Consider the following 15,225-nt stretch of genomic DNA (forward strand, 5'->3'; position numbering starts at 1 on the left):
CGATAAAAATGACAATTGTACAAAAACGAAAGCTGATGGATGAAACGGCTCCCAATGCATCGACCGGAATTATCAATGGAAGAAGCTCAAACGTCTTAAACTGGGATGACGTCCGGTTCCCATGGGCCTATCCAAAATATAAAACAATGCTAGCGAATTTCTGGACGCCATTCGAAATCAACATGTCTAAAGATATTAAACAATTTCCGACTTTAACCCAAGATGAACAGGAAACCTTTTTAAAAGTCATTGGTTTATTAGCTTTGCTAGACAGTATTCAAACTGATTATGCAGGCAAAGTAGCGGATTATTTAACAGATTCAAGCCTGCATGCGATTATGATTATTCTTGCCCAGCAAGAAGTGGTTCATAATCATTCCTACAGCTACGTTTTATCCAGTATTGTATCGAAAAGTAAGCAAGATGAAGTGTTTGATTACTGGCGAAACGAACCTGTGCTAAAGAAGCGAAATGAGTTTGTGACAAAAGGCTATGAAGACTTTGTAGAAAATCCTAATGTTGAAAACCTTTTAAAGTCAGTAATTTATGATGTCATCTTAGAAGGGCTCTTCTTTTACTCAGGCTTTGCTTTCTTTTATAACTTGGCCCGTAACCAGAAAATGCTCGCAACCAGCACGATGATTAATTATATCAACCGAGATGAACAAATTCATGTCGGGCTGTTTGAAAAAATCTTTAAAGAGGTTTTAAAAGAAAATCCTGAATACGATACCGAAGAGTTAAAGGTATTTGGTACCGAGACTTTTAAAGTCGCAGCTGAACTAGAAATCGAATGGGGCCGAACGATTATTGGCAGCAAAATTGCCGGAATTCTGATGCAAGAATTAGAAGCCTACATTAAATTTATGGCCAATAAACGGGCGAAACAATTAGGTTTTCCCCCTCCTTTCGAAGGCTACCGGACGAATCCGCTTAAATGGATCATTGCTTATCAGGAAGTAGACCTCGGAAAGACCGACTTCTTTGAACAAAAGTCGCGGCAGTATACGAAAGCTTCTGAGGTTAATGGGTTTGATGAGTTGTAAATATGGGGTACAATTTATTAAAGGCTGAGAACATAGGGTTCCAGCCTTCTTTTTTTATTGTTACAATTAGAAAAACATGGAGAAGCAAAATTTTTGAACGACAATGATAAACCTTTTGGACATTTGCTTATTGGTCTGGAATCCATCTCTGAACGGACATAGAATCCGTTATTTCCTAAAAATAACAGGGTTCCGGCAAGCATGCGGACATGGGATCCTTTATTCATGAATTTCGACATGAAGATACGCTCTTTTTCGCTTAATAACGGAACTGATGTCCTCTATTTTTGAGATAAGCTAGATTTGGGACAAATAACGGATCCAGTGTCCGTTAAAAGTTCATCGGAGTATATATGAGGGAGTCGAGGGTATTACGATGAAATCAATTTTCTTTTTTCTAATAACGTTTTTCGGAGTTTACTTGCTTCTCAGTCTTCTAACAATGATGGGAATGGGCTATGTCATTGACTGGATTCCTGAGGCTACATGGACCCAAAAAGCGATTGGCACCATAAAGGAGGGAATCATCAATGAAGCAGGAATCAAGCTGTTGGTTGCTGGTCTTATAGCGATAACAGTCAGTGTAGTATACGACTTCAAAAAACGATATAAATGATTTTATAAGTTTGATTCTGATTAACGAAGATGCTTCCATGAATAAAATTCCCCCTTATTTGCATCCTAAAGAAATGTAAGTGGATTTTACAAAACTCTAACAAGGGGAGTTAACGGATGACTTTAACACCCGAGCAGCGGATTCAGCTTCATGAATTTAATAATCTGACGAAATCTTTAAGCTTTAATATGTACGACATATGCTACACGAAAACAAGGGAAGAACGTGAAGCCTATCTCGAATACATCGACGAGCAGTACAATGCTGACAGGCTCACTCATATATTAAAACATGTGTCCGATATCATTGGGGCGCATGTATTAAACGTCGCCAAACAAGACTTTGTCCCTCAAGGTGCAAGTGTTACTTTATTAGTGTCAGAAGGACCGGTTGTAGAAGTTCCTACTGAGCACTTCGAAGAGTCCCCAGGACCTCTTCCAGAATCAGTCGTTATCTCGCTCGATAAAAGTCACATCACAGTGCATACCTATCCGGAATATCATCCGAACGAAGGAATCAGTACCTTTCGCGCCGATATTGACGTATCGACCTGTGGAGAAATTTCCCCCCTAAAAGCTCTGAATTACATGATCCATTCATTTGATACAGATATTATGACCATCGATTATCGCGTCAGAGGATTTACAAGAGACATCAGCGGCAAAAAATTATTTATTGATCATGAAATCAACTCAATCCAGAATTACATACCGGATGAAATCAAAAGCCAATATGATATGATTGACGTGAATATTTATCAGGAGCACATTTTCCATACAAAATGTAAGCTTAAGGAATTTGACCTGAACAATTACTTATTTGGCTACACGAAGGATAAACTAGGTCCTTTAGAACAAGATGAAATCACTTCAAAGTTACAATTAGAAATGGATGAGATTTTTTACGGGAAAAATATGAGTTTTGACATTTAAAATGAACAACCCCGTAGTTTTGCGGAACGGGGTTGTTTTTTATAGAGTTGACAATTCCAATTTCGCCAGAACAGGCAAATGATCCGAAGCTTCTGGCATAAAATCCACCACTTCTGTATCAATCACCTTAATATCTTCACTAATAAATAGGTAATCCAGCCGTTTCCTTGGACGATAAGATGGATAGGTAAATCCTCGATCCTCTCCAGATATGTTCCAGACATCGTGCATGATCTTCGCTACCGTCCTCCAGCTTTTAGACCCCGGATTCATATTCCAATCACCCATAACAACGGTGGGAAGGGGATTGAGCTCAACAAATTTTAGTATATGCTGAATCTGTTTTCTGCGTGATGAGGGATTAAAACTTATATGGGTCACAAGTACTTGCAATGGCTGACTATCGATTTCAATAACCGTTTCTAGGATTGATCTGCCTTCCCTAAATTTTGAAGAAGAGTGAATATGGGTGCTTTTATTTTTCAAAATCTTGAACTTTGATAAAAGGGCATTGCCATATTGCCGTGCGGTTTCACTATTTTTAGATTTTAAGGTAATCGATGGGCTAAATGCGTACTCCATCTGTAATTGTTCAGCGAGCCAGCTGATTTGATCCCTATACATACTTCGTTTTGAAAAAAATCGGTCAACTTCATTTAATCCAATGAGATCCGCATTACTTTTACGAATCATTTCTGCAATCCGATTTAGGTCTAGCCTACGGTCAGTTCCTCTTCCATGATGGATGTTAAAGGTCATTACGGAAACTTTCACTCATTTCACCTCATATAATTGAAGTATGAACGAAAGTAGAAAAATTAATTACTGTTTTATAAAGATCTTGCATGGATGAAGGCTATACTTTTGGAAATAATACGAGGAAAAGGATTGTATATGTAATATCGGCACATAAAACGGAGACAATGGCACATATACGCATCAAACCGGCACATAAAACGGAGAGAATGGCACATATACGCATCAAACCGGCACATAAAACGGGGGAGAATGGCACATATACCCTTCAATACGCCACATAAATCGGGGAGAGCAACACATAAACGTGCCGTAGAATACGGATCATTACCGCTAATAATCATTTCCCCACACTACGAAAGGACTCGATTCTCATGATTCAAAACAAACCTATTATCATGCTTATGATAGATTCTTTAATGAATCCTCCTTTGCAGGAAGCCCTAAAAAATGGGAGGGCAAAGGCCCTTCAGTTTTTTGCTGAAAATGGCCAATACATTCCCGATATAGTCAGCCCGTTTCCGACGATGTCTGTGAATGTAGACAGTACACTGTTAACCGGAGTTTATAGTGATCAGCATAAAGTACCGGGGTTGGTTTGGTATCATAAAAATGAGAATCGGATTGTTAATTATGGGAGTCATGTACGAGAACTATATAGACTTGGAACTAAACAGTCCGTTGAGGATATTTTTTATCGTTTAAACAACCGGCATTTAGCAAAAGAACAAAAGACGATCCATGAAATTCTAAAGGACTCGGGAAAACCAACTGCTTCGATTAATACCTTAATATATCGAGGCAGTGAGCCAACACAAATAAAAGTTCCGTTTCTGCTGTCGCTCGTAACGGGATTAAAAAGGAGGTTTACCGTAACAGCTCCTGCTTATTTGTCATATGGGGCAATGTCAAAACAGAACCCGCAAAATCCCGCTTTCATTTGGCAAAAATATGGATTTAATAATAAATTTGCCCTCAATGAACTCAAGTATTTAATCAATGAGAATGAGCTGCCGGATTTTACTTTAGTGTACCTTTCGGATTCAGACAAAAGATTTCATAAAAACGGACCAATGGATGTCGCAGCCATTGAAAAAACAGACCAGCAACTTCAATCTTTATTGAATACCTTCCCTTCTTGGGAAAAAGCCATCGAAGATTATATTTGGGTTATCCTTGGAGATAATGGCCAGGCATGGGTTGATTCGAAGAAAAGCAATGCTCTAATTGACCTGAGAAGTTTGCTCAACTCCTATAAAATTCCAAAGTTAAAAGCAACCATTTCCGCAGAGGACGAGATTGTTTTGGGTGTCAATGAAAGAATGTCCTTTATCTATACGCTACATCCAAATCAGATTCCGTTAAATGAAATAGCTGAAATCTTACAAAAGGATTCGAGAATCGATGTGATTGCCTGGAATGAAGAATGTAAAATTAATGTGATTTCTGGAATTCGTGAAGGAAAGCTTACGTATCAGCCTGACGGGAATCTAGCCGATCCATACGGACAGATGTGGTCAATCGAAGGGGAGTCTGGCATCTTAGATTTATCAATTGAAGGGAATCGTATCAATGAAGGAGACTATCCGGATGCTTTACAGCGGCTTTATGCATCCTTTCATTCGCATGAAGGCGATTATTTGGTGGTGAGTGCAAAACCGGGTTATGAATTTATTGGTGAAGGGTCTCCCACTCATGTTGGAGGAGCGAGTCATGGAGGATTGCATAAGCAGGACTCACAGGTTGCGATGATTGTAACCGGAACGAACAAATTACCTAAGTATAACCGAATTAAGGATATAAAGGATTGGGTCTTAGACTTGCTTACGTAGATGATATCAAAATATGTAAACGAGGAAGGCCCAGGTCTCCGGGCAACTCCTTCCATTAAACTGCTTCTACTTCTCTTTCGTCTTTTGTGAAAGGAAGCATAATGCTGTGAATCGTGATTTCAGGACGGCTGCCTAAGCGGATATTTAAGGCTGTCTGGCCAAGTCCTTCACTAATATAAAACGTTTTGCCATCATGCTGATGCAAGCCTTTGACCATATTCATTCTTACGAGTTTTCCCATTTTTACAAGATGAAATGGCTTTGGCCAATGAATCTGACCGCCATGAAAATGACCAGAAAGCAGGTAATCATAGTGATAGTCCTTCATCCCAAGAACTACGTTAGGATCATGGGTTAATACGAGATTATATCCATTTTCAATATTTTCATAGGATTTTTCGATTTGACTGCGTTTTGTACTATAGTCATCAATCCCGATAATATGAAGCTTTCTGCCTTCAATCATAAGGGTATCATTTTCATTTTGCATCGTTTTACAGTTGTATTCCTCTAGAACCTTCTTAAGCTCTTGGAAATTCTTCTTTCTTAAAACATAATCGTGATTTCCAAACACCGCATATATTCCGTATTCAGGCGCTAATTGATTTAATACCTGCAAATATGGTTTTAATTTAGGAATCGTTCTTTTTCGATCTAAAAAGTCGCCAGTTACTGCAATTAAATCAATTGGCTCATCTTTTAAAGTTTCATAAAGTTCTTTAGGTGAAATCGAAATATTTTCAAGGTGAAGATCGGACAAATGTAAGATACGGAATGGGCGAGTGTTAGAGTTCTTAGAAGATTTATTTGAAGAATCTATAGTAATCTGGTTGATGACAACACGTTTTGTATTTTTATAGCCTTTGTAAAAGACAATAGTTAGTAAACTAACCAATAAAATGGTTAAAATCCAACCAAACATAGTATCCCCTCCCTCATCTATTATAAAAGGTGAGGGAGGGGATTGTTACCTGTAATATATGGAGCGGTTTCCAGTTATCTTATTCTTGATTTCCATATTTACTGATTAGACCGTCTTTTGACATAAAAAGATAGCTTGGACAAGGCTTTTTATTGCCTTTTAAGGATGAATGGGACCCTGAAATAAGATGAATCGGATAAAGGGTCATAAGCTTATACCATTTATAAAATGGATTTAAAATTTCAACCTGTTCAAATCCTAAGCGCTTGATACCCTTATTAATAAAGGTAATCCCTATAATTCCTTTGATTTCGCTTTTTTTTCCATGTCTCTCGATATAGCGGGATAGATACGGTAAGGATTGTTTTACTTTATGGTATAAAATTACCGATTTTTTTACATCATTGTGAATTTCATTTAAGTCTTTGAGCAAACGAACATTATGCAAATGAATCTTCACTAAAATATCATTACGGTTGATCGCAGTCCCATCGGAAAGTACCACATTTCTTCCTTTATACTTGGTCAGCCTGACCCGAAAAATTGGTGGTGAACCAGCAGGAGAATCAAGGTATCTTAACCTGGTGAAGTAATAATAAATCGGATCCACAATACTCCATAAGGATATAAAATAAAGTCTCAATCTCATAGGTAGTCTCCTCGAACACAAATCTAAACCAAAGTTAAATCTATTTGTAAGTATTTTGTCACCAAATGTTTAAAATTATCGATGGAAATTAGAGGTGAAAGAATGATTTATCTTCAAATACACACACTAACTTTATAAAAAGTTGGATGGTGTGAAGCATGAAACGAGTGTTATTTATGCCGTTTTTACGAATCTCCTCTGGGCATCATCATGTGGCGGATGGGATTATCAAATATTTAGAGGAAATGGAAGAAGAATTCGATTGTGAAAAGGTCGATATTTTATCCTATACATACGGACCCGTTGAAAAGCTTGTATCATTGACCTATCTAAAATGGATTCATTCTTTTCCTGATTTCTATAGCTGGTTATATAGACAAGCTGCTATCAAAACCAAACCTGATCAAAAAAGGGCGTATCGATTATTTAAGCTGCTGTTTTTATCGCGGATGAGGAAATTAATAGCAGAGAAAAAACCGGATGTAATTATTTGCACACATGCATTGCCTTCTTTTCTTTTGAATGAATTGAAAACAAAAAAGATACATTCGATTCCGGTAATGAATGTATATACAGATTATTTCATTAATCAAATATGGGGGACAGACACAATAGATTATCACTTAGTCCCAAGCAGAGAAATAATGGAGGAATTAGTGAATAAAGGTGTGAATCCGGAACAAATTCATGTGACGGGAATACCGGTTCATCCTCATATTAGGAGAAATCAAACGATTCAAGAAACAAAAACTGATTTTTCCGTGCTTATTTCGGGAGGAAATTTAGGTGCAGGGGCTTTAAAGACATTAATTCAAAAACTTCAGCCGTCCGGTCGTATTCGTTATTTAGTCTTATGCGGTAAAAATGAGAAATTATATCAATTTATAGACCAATTAAATCACCCGAAGATTAGGGCACTGCCATACATTTCTTCCAAATTGGAAATCAGCATGTTTTATGATGAGGCTGATGCCATCATTACAAAGCCGGGTGGTGTAACGGTAAGTGAGTGTTTAATGAAAAAAATTCCTATTTTTATCTACCATGCCTTGCCTGGACAGGAAGAAGTAAATTTTCAATTTCTAATCAAAAAGGGGCTCGCCTTTGAATTGAGGGATTGGGAAAAAGAAGGGAAGGTTGAAAAGCATATTCTAGCTGTATTGCAATCGAAACAGCAATTAGAGCAATTATATAAGCAGGTAAACCAATATCATGCCGAATTAGCAGGTGATGATTTTTCTGATATTTTAAAAGCTGTTTTATCAAAAATGAATGAGGAAAAAAGGACTTAGGACAAAAAATCCTAAGACCTATTTGTAAACAATATTAATTAGTTTAATAGAGTTAAGCCCGTGCTTTTCTTGGTGCAATAAAGTAGGTTACGGAGATGAATAAATCAATTCCTAATACAAGCGTCCACATTTTTATAATTCCGCTTAATGCTTCAGATCGGGATGAATCATCAATGAGGAAAATAATCAGAATTAATAATGCAGTGCCAATTACATATGATATGGCATGTTTCAGCCATCCTTTAAAATAATGTTTAGCATATTGTATACCATATAATCGTTCTGGCTTTGTTCCTTGTTTTAAAATATAGTATTGGAAATGTAAGTCTGCCCACTGGATCATACTTTTTCCAAACACAAGAGACACCGCGATATAAACAGCAGCAAGGCCATGTGCCAAGGAGGCCGTTGCCCCATTTATTAAATCATGACTTGTAGCAATGAGCAAAACGAGATCAATAAGCGGTGTTAGGGCTAGTAAAAATAGGCCAAACTTCTTTTGATTCCAAATATACCTCGTTATTAGACCCAGTCCAATTACGACCCAAAACGCTATCTCACATCCTATAATCAGCCAACCGACAAAACTCATAGTTAAGCCTCACTTTCTAATACAACTGTATTACAAAAAAGTTTACCATTTTTATTTTGTTAATACAACTGTATTATAAAATTGCAAAGCGATATTTTATTGAGTAAAATGGGGGTATGCCAAAATTAGTAGATCATGAAAAAAGGAAAAAGCAAATAGCGGAAGCGACGTGGCGCGTCATAGTTGAACAAGGAATGGAAGGAGCAACTGTCCGAAATATCGCGAAAGAAGCGGGGATTTCGCTTGGTTCTTTGCGTCACTATTTTTCAACCCAAGAGGAACTTCTCGCATATTCCATGAACTTAGTAAAAGAAAATGTGACAGCACGGGTCCTGAAAATTGCTGCTCAAGAGCTTCCCATAAAAGCAAAAGCATTAAAGATGTTGCTTGAACTGGTGCCTACCAATAAGGAATCTATGGCGGAATCGGAGGTTTGGTTTACCTTTATAGCCTATTCAAGGCACAAAGAACGATTTGATGCCAATCAAGATGGCGTTCTTTTGGGAATCCAGCAACTTATGAAATTTTTACGGCAATTTGACTTGTTAAAACCAGATATTAATTTTGAACTAGAAACAGAAAGATTGTATGCGGTAATTGATGGGCTTGCCTTACACGCTATGCTCAATCCTAACCGTGTAAATAGGGACCTGGCAGAAAAAGTATTGGTCCGGCATTTGGAAGAGATTTGCGAGGAGTAAAAGGGAGGCATAAGTATGAAGCCAATTCCAGATCGGATTAAAGAAAATTTAGACGTCCTCTTTGTTGGGTTTAATCCGAGCATACGTTCAGGTGAAACCGGACACCATTATGCCAATCCGAATAACCGGTTTTGGAAGATTTTATTCGAAGCAGGACTTACCCCGAGAAAATATAGTCCAGAGGAAGATGAAAAGCTTTTAGAATATGGTTATGGTTTTACAAATATTGTGGCACGGCCAACGAAAGCAGCAGATGAGATTACGAAAGAAGAATATCAGCAGGGGAGAGCAGAGCTTAGGAAAAAAATTGAAGCTTATTCCCCGAAGATTATTTGTTTTGTCGGAAAAGGCGTCTACCTGGAGTTTAGTCGCCAAAAATCAGTTCTATGGGGAAGGCAGAAGCAATCGGTTGTTCCGGGAACGATCGATTTTGTCGCACCATCTTCAAGCGGTTTAGTTAGGATGAAGCTAGATGATATGGTGGCAATTTATAGGGAGCTTCATGGTATACTTAGAACGAGTAAAGAAAACGGATAAGTAGGGTTACGGTTGCGGGCGAATTGGCTGCTGAGTTAGTTAAAACAGTGCCTGAGTTCGGTTAAATGGATCTGTGTTCAGTTAAATGATTGGTGAGTTCGGTTATATGAATCTGAGTTCGGTAATATAATCGTTAAGTTCGGTTAAACTGCAGCTTAGTTTTGTTAAACAGGGTTAAGTTCGGTTAAACGGAGCTGAGTTCTGATAAAATGCGGCTGAGTATCGATAAACAAGTCTAAATTCCGATAAGTGGCTTCCGAGTTCTATTAAGAATTGGTTGAGTCCGAATAACAGGATCAAAATTCCGATATAACATTGTCAACTTCGGATATCGACAGCTAAGTTCTGATAAATACCCCAAATACCTATTAAAAAAACATAGATTAAAAGATTTAGTAAGCCAATCAGCAAGGAGAGACAAATATGAAATTAATTTCTTGGAATGTAAATGGACTGAGGGCCTGTGTAGGGAAAGGCTTTCTCAACTATTTTAAAGAAATGGATGCAGATATTTTCTGTATACAAGAATCCAAATTGCAGGATGGCCAGATTCAATTAGAATTAGAAGGCTATTATCAATATTGGAATTATGCGAAGCGAAAGGGTTATTCTGGAACAGCGGTTTTTACAAAACACGAACCGCTTTCTGTAAGCTATGGCGTCGGGGCTGCCGAAGAAGAAGATGAGGGCAGAATCATAACTTTAGAATATAAGGATTATTATTTAGTGAATGTGTATACCCCTAACTCGAAAAGAGATTTAGCTAGACTTGCAGATCGTTTAGTTTGGGAAGATGAACTGCGTGACTATCTGATTGAATTGGACAAGACCAAACCGGTGATTTACTGTGGAGACTTAAATGTAGCTCACCAGGAAATTGACCTGAAGAATGCAAAGTCCAATATTGGAAATTCAGGCTTTACGGATGAAGAACGGGAAAAAATGACTAGGTTGCTAGACTCAGGCTTTATCGATTCTTTCCGTCATCTTTATCCGGATCAGACGGATTCCTACTCATGGTGGTCATATATGAATAAAGTTCGGGAACGAAACATTGGCTGGCGGATTGACTATTTTATTACCTCAAAACGTCTGGCTCTATTCATTAAAGATGCTCAAATTCATAGTCATGTAATGGGAAGTGACCATTGTCCGGTTATGCTTGAAATTGATTTGAACCAGTGAATAGTTTTATAAGAACAAAGAAGGATGGCCTTTTGATACGAAGGGCTATTTTTTTATTTATTCCTAAGCCTCCAGACTTATTAAAAAACACAACCCGAGACCAATTTAACCAAAGTCTGGAATCGGTAGAATGAAACTAGTCGCTCTCAATAAGGGTTGAGGGAGTAAAAAAACGGGCTGGGAGGAAAGGTCTTTGGATAAGAAGCAAGTTAGCAAGAAGGAGCGCGTTACAAGAATTCTGTTCTCTGTTTTAGCCATTGTACTAGTTGCCTGTGTTGTACTTCAGATTTTTATAGCTGGTCTCGCGATTTTTGTGAATCCGGAAAATTGGATCAATCATAGAATTTTTATTCATCTATTCGAATTAATTCCGGTTCTTATGTTAATTCTGTCTTTTATAGGGTCTTTGCCTAGATGGGCGATTGCGCAGAGTGCGGTCGTACTAGGACTTATTTTTCTTATGTATTTTACAGCAAATGCAACGGCTCTTTGGCCATGGGTTGCGGCCGTACACCCTGTTATTGCGATGGTCTTGTTCTGGAGTTCGATTCAGCTGGCAAAACGATCGTTCATACTTGTTACATCTTCAGAAGATAATAATAAGGAGCTGAAAGTAGGGTGAAACTCAGTACTTTTATCATTTTATCCTTAGCAGGTGGCTATATTACAGGGATCGTTCTTTCTGAACTGATTGGTGCAATTAGCTATCTCTGGTTCGACCAAAAGATTGGCATTAAGTTTCTGCCAATCTATACGGCCATTATCAGCTTGGCAGTAATGCTATTAATTAACTTTAAAAAAGCCGAGAAAAAAATAGAATCATAGTGAGAAGGAATGGATTGTTTCCATTCTTTTTTCTGTTCATATCTTAATCTATTATAATAGAGGTAAACCATAGATAAGGAGAAAACAGTTTGGCTGATTTAATCCAATCGCTATTTGATCAAAACCCGGATCTGGCTTTTTTCCTGAGTGTTGGGATTAATATCATCATTAGTTCACTTGCTGTAATTCCTAGTGTGTTTTTAACCGCAGCTAATATTATCTTTTTTGGGTTTTGGGAAGGGACTCTGATTTCGTTAATCGGAGAATTGTTCGGGGCCCTGTTTTCCTTTTGGCTTTATCGGAAGAGCGGAAGAAATCTGGCAAACAGAAAACTTAAAAATTATCCTCGAGTCCAAAATGTGCTTTACGTTGAAGGGAAGGAAGCTTTCTATCTAATCCTGTCTTTAAGATTACTGCCTTTTTTCCCATCTGGACTTATTACTTTAACCGCAGCATTAGGAAAAGTCTCATTCCTTGTATTTTTCCTTGCAACAGCGATCGGAAAAATTCCAGCTTTATTGATAGAAGCTTATTCGGCTTATGAAGTGACAAGGTGGACAGTTCAAGGAAAGGTTATTTTATTTATAGCAGGAGTGTTTTTACTGCTTGCGACCTTTTATAAAATGAAAAAATCCCGTTCAGCAGAAAAATAAAAAAAGCTTGTATCGAAGTTACAATGAATGATACAAGCTATTGTATATTTAAGCTTTTGTATAGTTCAAATCCCAAATAATGCCGAATGGATCTTTTACTTTCGCATATTTCGCACCCCAGAACGTATCTTGAAGCTCCATTAAGACAGAACCTTTTTCTTTTAATGCATCGTATGTAGTTTGAATTTCTTGTTCACTTTCCAGCTCTAGTACTAGTGAGATGTTAGAGCCAATTTCAACGGCTTGTCCAGGAAAAGCATCTGACATCATTAGCAAAAAATCACCTTTTTGAAACCTTGCATGGATTAAGAGCTCATCTGCTTCAGGAGGCGTTGGGAAGTCAGCTTCACCATAGGTTTGGCTGTCAATAACCTCTCCATTAAAAACATCCTTATAGTACTCAAGTGCCTCTTTAGCCTGACCATTAAACATTAAGTATGGGGTTGCCGGATTTTTCATATTAACCACTCCTATTTTTTTAAGCTACATTCTATAATAGGAACAAATGTTCCCGGTTGTCAAGCTGAATGTTATAAATAACTCTGTATATACCTTTTTCTACCTTGTAACTGTCTATTATCGGACATAGGATCCGTTATTTCAATAAAATAGCGGAATCCTGAAAGTTTACGGACAAGAGATCCGTTATTTATGAATGATGATAAGAAAATACCCTGATTTTCACTAAATAACGGAACCAATGTCCGTTTAGTCTGTAAAAACCCTGCTTTTTATACAAATAACGGATCCAGTGTCCGCTTAACGCACGGTTTAATAAAGTAATAAAAAGGCTTGCAACACCACTCGTGTTACAAGCCAATTTCTAGTCTGCAATCGCTCCATTAAACCCCGCGTTTGTTACCCCAAACAAGCGTATGCAATTGCGGCAAGACCCGCGCTTGATTCATTTTACCTGTCGCTGTTACCTTCTCAATTAACCATTCGTATCTTCTTAACAAATGCTTAACCAATCCTGAGTTATCAGCACTATTATATTGATCATTGCCAACCTGAAGGTAAAAGGGGACATCAGGATAGCGATTATAGAGATCTTTTGCATAATCAAAGTCCTGGTTATCAAACACAACCACTTTTAAACTAAAATGACCATTTCGTTCTGCTGCTATAAGTTTCTCAATAATCGAATCTAATATGTCAAAATTAGTCTTCATTTCGGAGCTTGGCGGTTTTGGAGAAATGGTAAGGTCATCAATTTTCTCAAACCAGTCCTGCCATCTGCTTCCTTGTGTCTCCAAGCCAACTTTAATATTGTGCTTATGCAGCATATCAATCAATTCATCCAAACCAGAAAGCAGAGCCGGATTCCCTCCTGAAATCGTAACATGACTAAAGCGATTGCCGCCAAGCTCTTGAAGTTCTGCCATGATTTCTTCTGCTGTTATCATTTTGATTTCATCTTTGGCCGAACCGTCCCAAGTAAAAGCGGAATCACACCAGCTGCATGAATAGTCACAGCCTGCTGTGCGGACAAACATGGTCTGAACACCGATAACGGAGCCTTCCCCTTGAATCGTTGGCCCGAAAATTTCAAGGACTGGAAACTTCTTCGCCATTAGCACTCACCAGCCTTTGGTCGATAGATCACATAGCTTGTGGGTGTCTCACGAAGAAACACTTGCAAACATGTAGGTTTGTTAGGCAATGTATGGAGATGTGCCTGAACCAATTCATAGATTTTTCGCGCCATCACTTCTGACGTCGGGAAATCTTCTGCAACCTTGCTGCTAAACAGCTGCGTATCGTCATTCAACAGGGAATGGTCAAATCGGTCATGTATGATTTTTTTTAATTGTTTAAAGTTCACTAAAAAACCGGATTCATCCAGCTGATTTCCGGCCACTGTAATATTGACAAAATACGTATGTCCGTGAATTCTTTGACAAACACCTGCCTGATTGTGGGGAATAAAATGAGCGGCAGCAATCTGCAAGTCTTTATTTAATTCGTATGAGAAATTATGAGTCACCGAAGGGTAAATTTGCTGAATCAATGTTTGATCCCTTCTTTCATCGAAAGATACTCATCTAATCCTTTTTTGCGTAAAAGACAGGCAGGACAGGTGCCGCAGCCGTCAGATAAAATCCCGTTGTAACAGGTCAATGTTTTTTGGCGTACATATTCCAAAACACCTAATTGATCTGCTAACTTCCATGTTTCTGCCTTATTTAGCCACATCAAAGGAGTATGAATCACAAACCGATAATCCATCGCTAAATTCAACGTGACATTCAATGACTTAATAAAAACATCACGGCAATCAGGATACCCGCTAAAATCTGTTTCACAAACACCGGTGATAATATGGCGTGCTCCAGATTGTTTTGCTAAAATCGCGGCAAATGATAAAAAGAGAAGGTTTCTTCCGTCAACGAAAGTAGTAGGGAGTTCTCCGTCTTTTTGTTCAATTTGTATATTTTCACGTGTTAAGGCATTGGGAGCCAATTGATTTAGCAATGATAAATCCAATACTGTATGTTTAACCTTTAATTCACGGGCAATATTTTCAGCCACTTCAATTTCTAGCTTGTGCCGCTGATTGTAATTAAAAGTCACAGCTTCCACTTCCTGAAAATGTTGCAATGCCCAATAAAGACAAGTCGTACTGTCTTGACCGCCGCTAAACACGACAATCGCTTTTTCCTTTTTCATTATTTTCATCACCTTTC

At 38.0% G+C, this 15,225-nt stretch carries 19 protein-coding genes; 11 read left to right on the forward strand and 8 right to left on the reverse strand.

Annotated elements, in window-relative coordinates; all coding sequences use genetic code 11:
• The first annotated feature begins 8 nt into the window (after positions 1-8).
• The 3 genes from CRO56_RS06925 (at position 9) to speD (ending at position 2,594) form a co-directional block, all read left to right on the forward strand.
• Entirely contained in the window at positions 9-1,046 is a 1,038-nt protein-coding gene (locus CRO56_RS06925) for a ribonucleotide-diphosphate reductase subunit beta (RefSeq protein ID WP_097157873.1), read from the forward strand.
• 376 nt (positions 1,047-1,422) lie between these two features.
• Positions 1,423-1,662 (forward strand): hypothetical protein, encoded by a 240-nt coding sequence (locus tag CRO56_RS06930; protein WP_097157874.1) that lies wholly within the window; start codon positions 1,423-1,425, stop codon positions 1,660-1,662.
• Between the two features lie 116 nt (positions 1,663-1,778).
• Positions 1,779-2,594 carry an adenosylmethionine decarboxylase gene (gene speD, locus CRO56_RS06935; protein WP_097157875.1) on the forward strand — a complete coding sequence of 272 codons (816 nt, stop codon included), beginning with the start codon at positions 1,779-1,781 and terminating at the stop codon, positions 2,592-2,594.
• A gap of 39 nt (positions 2,595-2,633) precedes the next feature.
• On the opposite strand, the gene CRO56_RS06940 is transcribed toward speD, so the two are convergent.
• The gene (locus CRO56_RS06940; protein ID WP_097157876.1) at positions 2,634-3,368 is read right to left on the reverse strand and encodes an endonuclease/exonuclease/phosphatase family protein; all 735 of its coding nucleotides are present in this window, start codon (positions 3,366-3,368) and stop codon (positions 2,634-2,636) included.
• Positions 3,369-3,724: 356 nt separating this feature from the next.
• Here CRO56_RS06940 and CRO56_RS06945 point away from each other — a divergent pair, with 356 nt between their 5' ends.
• A complete protein-coding gene (locus tag CRO56_RS06945; protein ID WP_097157877.1) occupies positions 3,725-5,182 on the forward strand; it encodes an alkaline phosphatase family protein in 1,458 nt (485 codons plus the stop codon).
• A 55-nt stretch (positions 5,183-5,237) separates the two neighbouring features.
• Here the strand turns inward: CRO56_RS06945 and CRO56_RS06950 are convergent, their stop codons facing one another.
• Both CRO56_RS06950 and CRO56_RS06955 read right to left on the reverse strand, forming a co-directional pair.
• A complete protein-coding gene (locus CRO56_RS06950) occupies positions 5,238-6,104 on the reverse strand; it encodes a metallophosphoesterase (protein WP_097157878.1) in 867 nt (288 codons plus the stop codon).
• Positions 6,105-6,183: 79 nt separating this feature from the next.
• On the reverse strand, positions 6,184-6,753 hold the full coding sequence (locus CRO56_RS06955) for a YkoP family protein (RefSeq protein ID WP_342745874.1): 570 nt from the start codon (positions 6,751-6,753) through the stop codon (positions 6,184-6,186).
• Positions 6,754-6,911: 158 nt separating this feature from the next.
• Here CRO56_RS06955 and CRO56_RS06960 point away from each other — a divergent pair, with 158 nt between their 5' ends.
• A complete protein-coding gene (locus CRO56_RS06960; RefSeq protein ID WP_097157879.1) occupies positions 6,912-8,045 on the forward strand; it encodes an MGDG synthase family glycosyltransferase in 1,134 nt (377 codons plus the stop codon).
• A 52-nt stretch (positions 8,046-8,097) separates the two neighbouring features.
• On the opposite strand, the gene CRO56_RS06965 is transcribed toward CRO56_RS06960, so the two are convergent.
• The gene (locus CRO56_RS06965) at positions 8,098-8,637 is read right to left on the reverse strand and encodes a hypothetical protein (RefSeq protein ID WP_097157880.1); all 540 of its coding nucleotides are present in this window, start codon (positions 8,635-8,637) and stop codon (positions 8,098-8,100) included.
• 116 nt (positions 8,638-8,753) lie between these two features.
• Between CRO56_RS06965 and CRO56_RS06970 the strand changes: the two genes are divergently transcribed.
• From CRO56_RS06970 to CRO56_RS06995, 6 genes are all read left to right on the forward strand, one after another.
• Positions 8,754-9,338: a TetR/AcrR family transcriptional regulator gene (locus CRO56_RS06970; RefSeq protein ID WP_097157881.1), complete on the forward strand. Its 585-nt coding sequence runs from the start codon at positions 8,754-8,756 to the stop codon at positions 9,336-9,338.
• A 15-nt stretch (positions 9,339-9,353) separates the two neighbouring features.
• On the forward strand, positions 9,354-9,875 hold the full coding sequence (mug, locus tag CRO56_RS06975; protein ID WP_097157882.1) for a G/U mismatch-specific DNA glycosylase: 522 nt from the start codon (positions 9,354-9,356) through the stop codon (positions 9,873-9,875).
• Positions 9,876-10,298: 423 nt separating this feature from the next.
• The gene (locus CRO56_RS06980; RefSeq protein ID WP_097157883.1) at positions 10,299-11,060 is read left to right on the forward strand and encodes an exodeoxyribonuclease III; all 762 of its coding nucleotides are present in this window, start codon (positions 10,299-10,301) and stop codon (positions 11,058-11,060) included.
• 193 nt (positions 11,061-11,253) lie between these two features.
• Entirely contained in the window at positions 11,254-11,682 is a 429-nt protein-coding gene (locus CRO56_RS06985; RefSeq protein ID WP_097157884.1) for a DUF6220 domain-containing protein, read from the forward strand.
• Positions 11,679-11,885, forward strand: coding sequence for a DUF5957 family protein (locus CRO56_RS06990; protein ID WP_097157885.1), 207 nt, complete (start codon positions 11,679-11,681; stop codon positions 11,883-11,885). Before CRO56_RS06985 ends, CRO56_RS06990 begins: the two co-directional genes overlap by 4 nt.
• 89 nt (positions 11,886-11,974) lie before the next feature.
• Positions 11,975-12,538, forward strand: coding sequence for a TVP38/TMEM64 family protein (locus tag CRO56_RS06995; protein ID WP_097157886.1), 564 nt, complete (start codon positions 11,975-11,977; stop codon positions 12,536-12,538).
• A gap of 48 nt (positions 12,539-12,586) precedes the next feature.
• On the opposite strand, the gene CRO56_RS07000 is transcribed toward CRO56_RS06995, so the two are convergent.
• The 4 genes from CRO56_RS07000 to queC form a co-directional block, all read right to left on the reverse strand.
• Complete coding sequence (locus CRO56_RS07000; RefSeq protein WP_097157887.1) at positions 12,587-12,997, reverse strand: VOC family protein; 411 nt, start codon at positions 12,995-12,997, stop codon at positions 12,587-12,589.
• Positions 12,998-13,380: 383 nt separating this feature from the next.
• Complete coding sequence (queE, locus tag CRO56_RS07005) at positions 13,381-14,112, reverse strand: 7-carboxy-7-deazaguanine synthase QueE (RefSeq protein ID WP_097157888.1); 732 nt, start codon at positions 14,110-14,112, stop codon at positions 13,381-13,383.
• Entirely contained in the window at positions 14,112-14,549 is a 438-nt protein-coding gene (gene queD, locus CRO56_RS07010; protein ID WP_097157889.1) for a 6-carboxytetrahydropterin synthase QueD, read from the reverse strand. The genes queE and queD overlap by 1 nt, the downstream gene beginning before the upstream one ends.
• The gene (gene queC / locus CRO56_RS07015) at positions 14,546-15,208 is read right to left on the reverse strand and encodes a 7-cyano-7-deazaguanine synthase QueC (RefSeq protein ID WP_097157890.1); all 663 of its coding nucleotides are present in this window, start codon (positions 15,206-15,208) and stop codon (positions 14,546-14,548) included. The genes queD and queC overlap by 4 nt, the downstream gene beginning before the upstream one ends.
• Between the last annotated feature and the right edge of the window lie 17 nt (positions 15,209-15,225).

This window comes from Bacillus oleivorans (genome assembly GCF_900207585.1).
GTDB lineage: Bacteria > Bacillota > Bacilli > Bacillales > JC228 > Bacillus_BF > Bacillus_BF oleivorans.

Coding starts and splice junctions, on each gene's coding strand:
- CRO56_RS06955 (WP_342745874.1), bottom strand. CDS start 6,753: ATGAGATTGAGACTTTATTTTATATCCTTATGGAGTATTGTGGATCCG.
- CRO56_RS06950 (WP_097157878.1), bottom strand. CDS start 6,104: ATGTTTGGTTGGATTTTAACCATTTTATTGGTTAGTTTACTAACTATT.
- CRO56_RS07000 (WP_097157887.1), bottom strand. CDS start 12,997: ATGAAAAATCCGGCAACCCCATACTTAATGTTTAATGGTCAGGCTAAA.
- mug (WP_097157882.1), top strand. CDS start 9,354: ATGAAGCCAATTCCAGATCGGATTAAAGAAAATTTAGACGTCCTCTTT.
- queC (WP_097157890.1), bottom strand. CDS start 15,208: ATGAAAAAGGAAAAAGCGATTGTCGTGTTTAGCGGCGGTCAAGACAGT.
- CRO56_RS06970 (WP_097157881.1), top strand. CDS start 8,754: ATGCCAAAATTAGTAGATCATGAAAAAAGGAAAAAGCAAATAGCGGAA.
- CRO56_RS06965 (WP_097157880.1), bottom strand. CDS start 8,637: ATGAGTTTTGTCGGTTGGCTGATTATAGGATGTGAGATAGCGTTTTGG.
- queE (WP_097157888.1), bottom strand. CDS start 14,112: ATGGCGAAGAAGTTTCCAGTCCTTGAAATTTTCGGGCCAACGATTCAA.
- CRO56_RS06960 (WP_097157879.1), top strand. CDS start 6,912: ATGAAACGAGTGTTATTTATGCCGTTTTTACGAATCTCCTCTGGGCAT.
- speD (WP_097157875.1), top strand. CDS start 1,779: ATGACTTTAACACCCGAGCAGCGGATTCAGCTTCATGAATTTAATAAT.
- CRO56_RS06980 (WP_097157883.1), top strand. CDS start 10,299: ATGAAATTAATTTCTTGGAATGTAAATGGACTGAGGGCCTGTGTAGGG.
- CRO56_RS06945 (WP_097157877.1), top strand. CDS start 3,725: ATGATTCAAAACAAACCTATTATCATGCTTATGATAGATTCTTTAATG.
- CRO56_RS06930 (WP_097157874.1), top strand. CDS start 1,423: ATGAAATCAATTTTCTTTTTTCTAATAACGTTTTTCGGAGTTTACTTG.
- CRO56_RS06925 (WP_097157873.1), top strand. CDS start 9: ATGACAATTGTACAAAAACGAAAGCTGATGGATGAAACGGCTCCCAAT.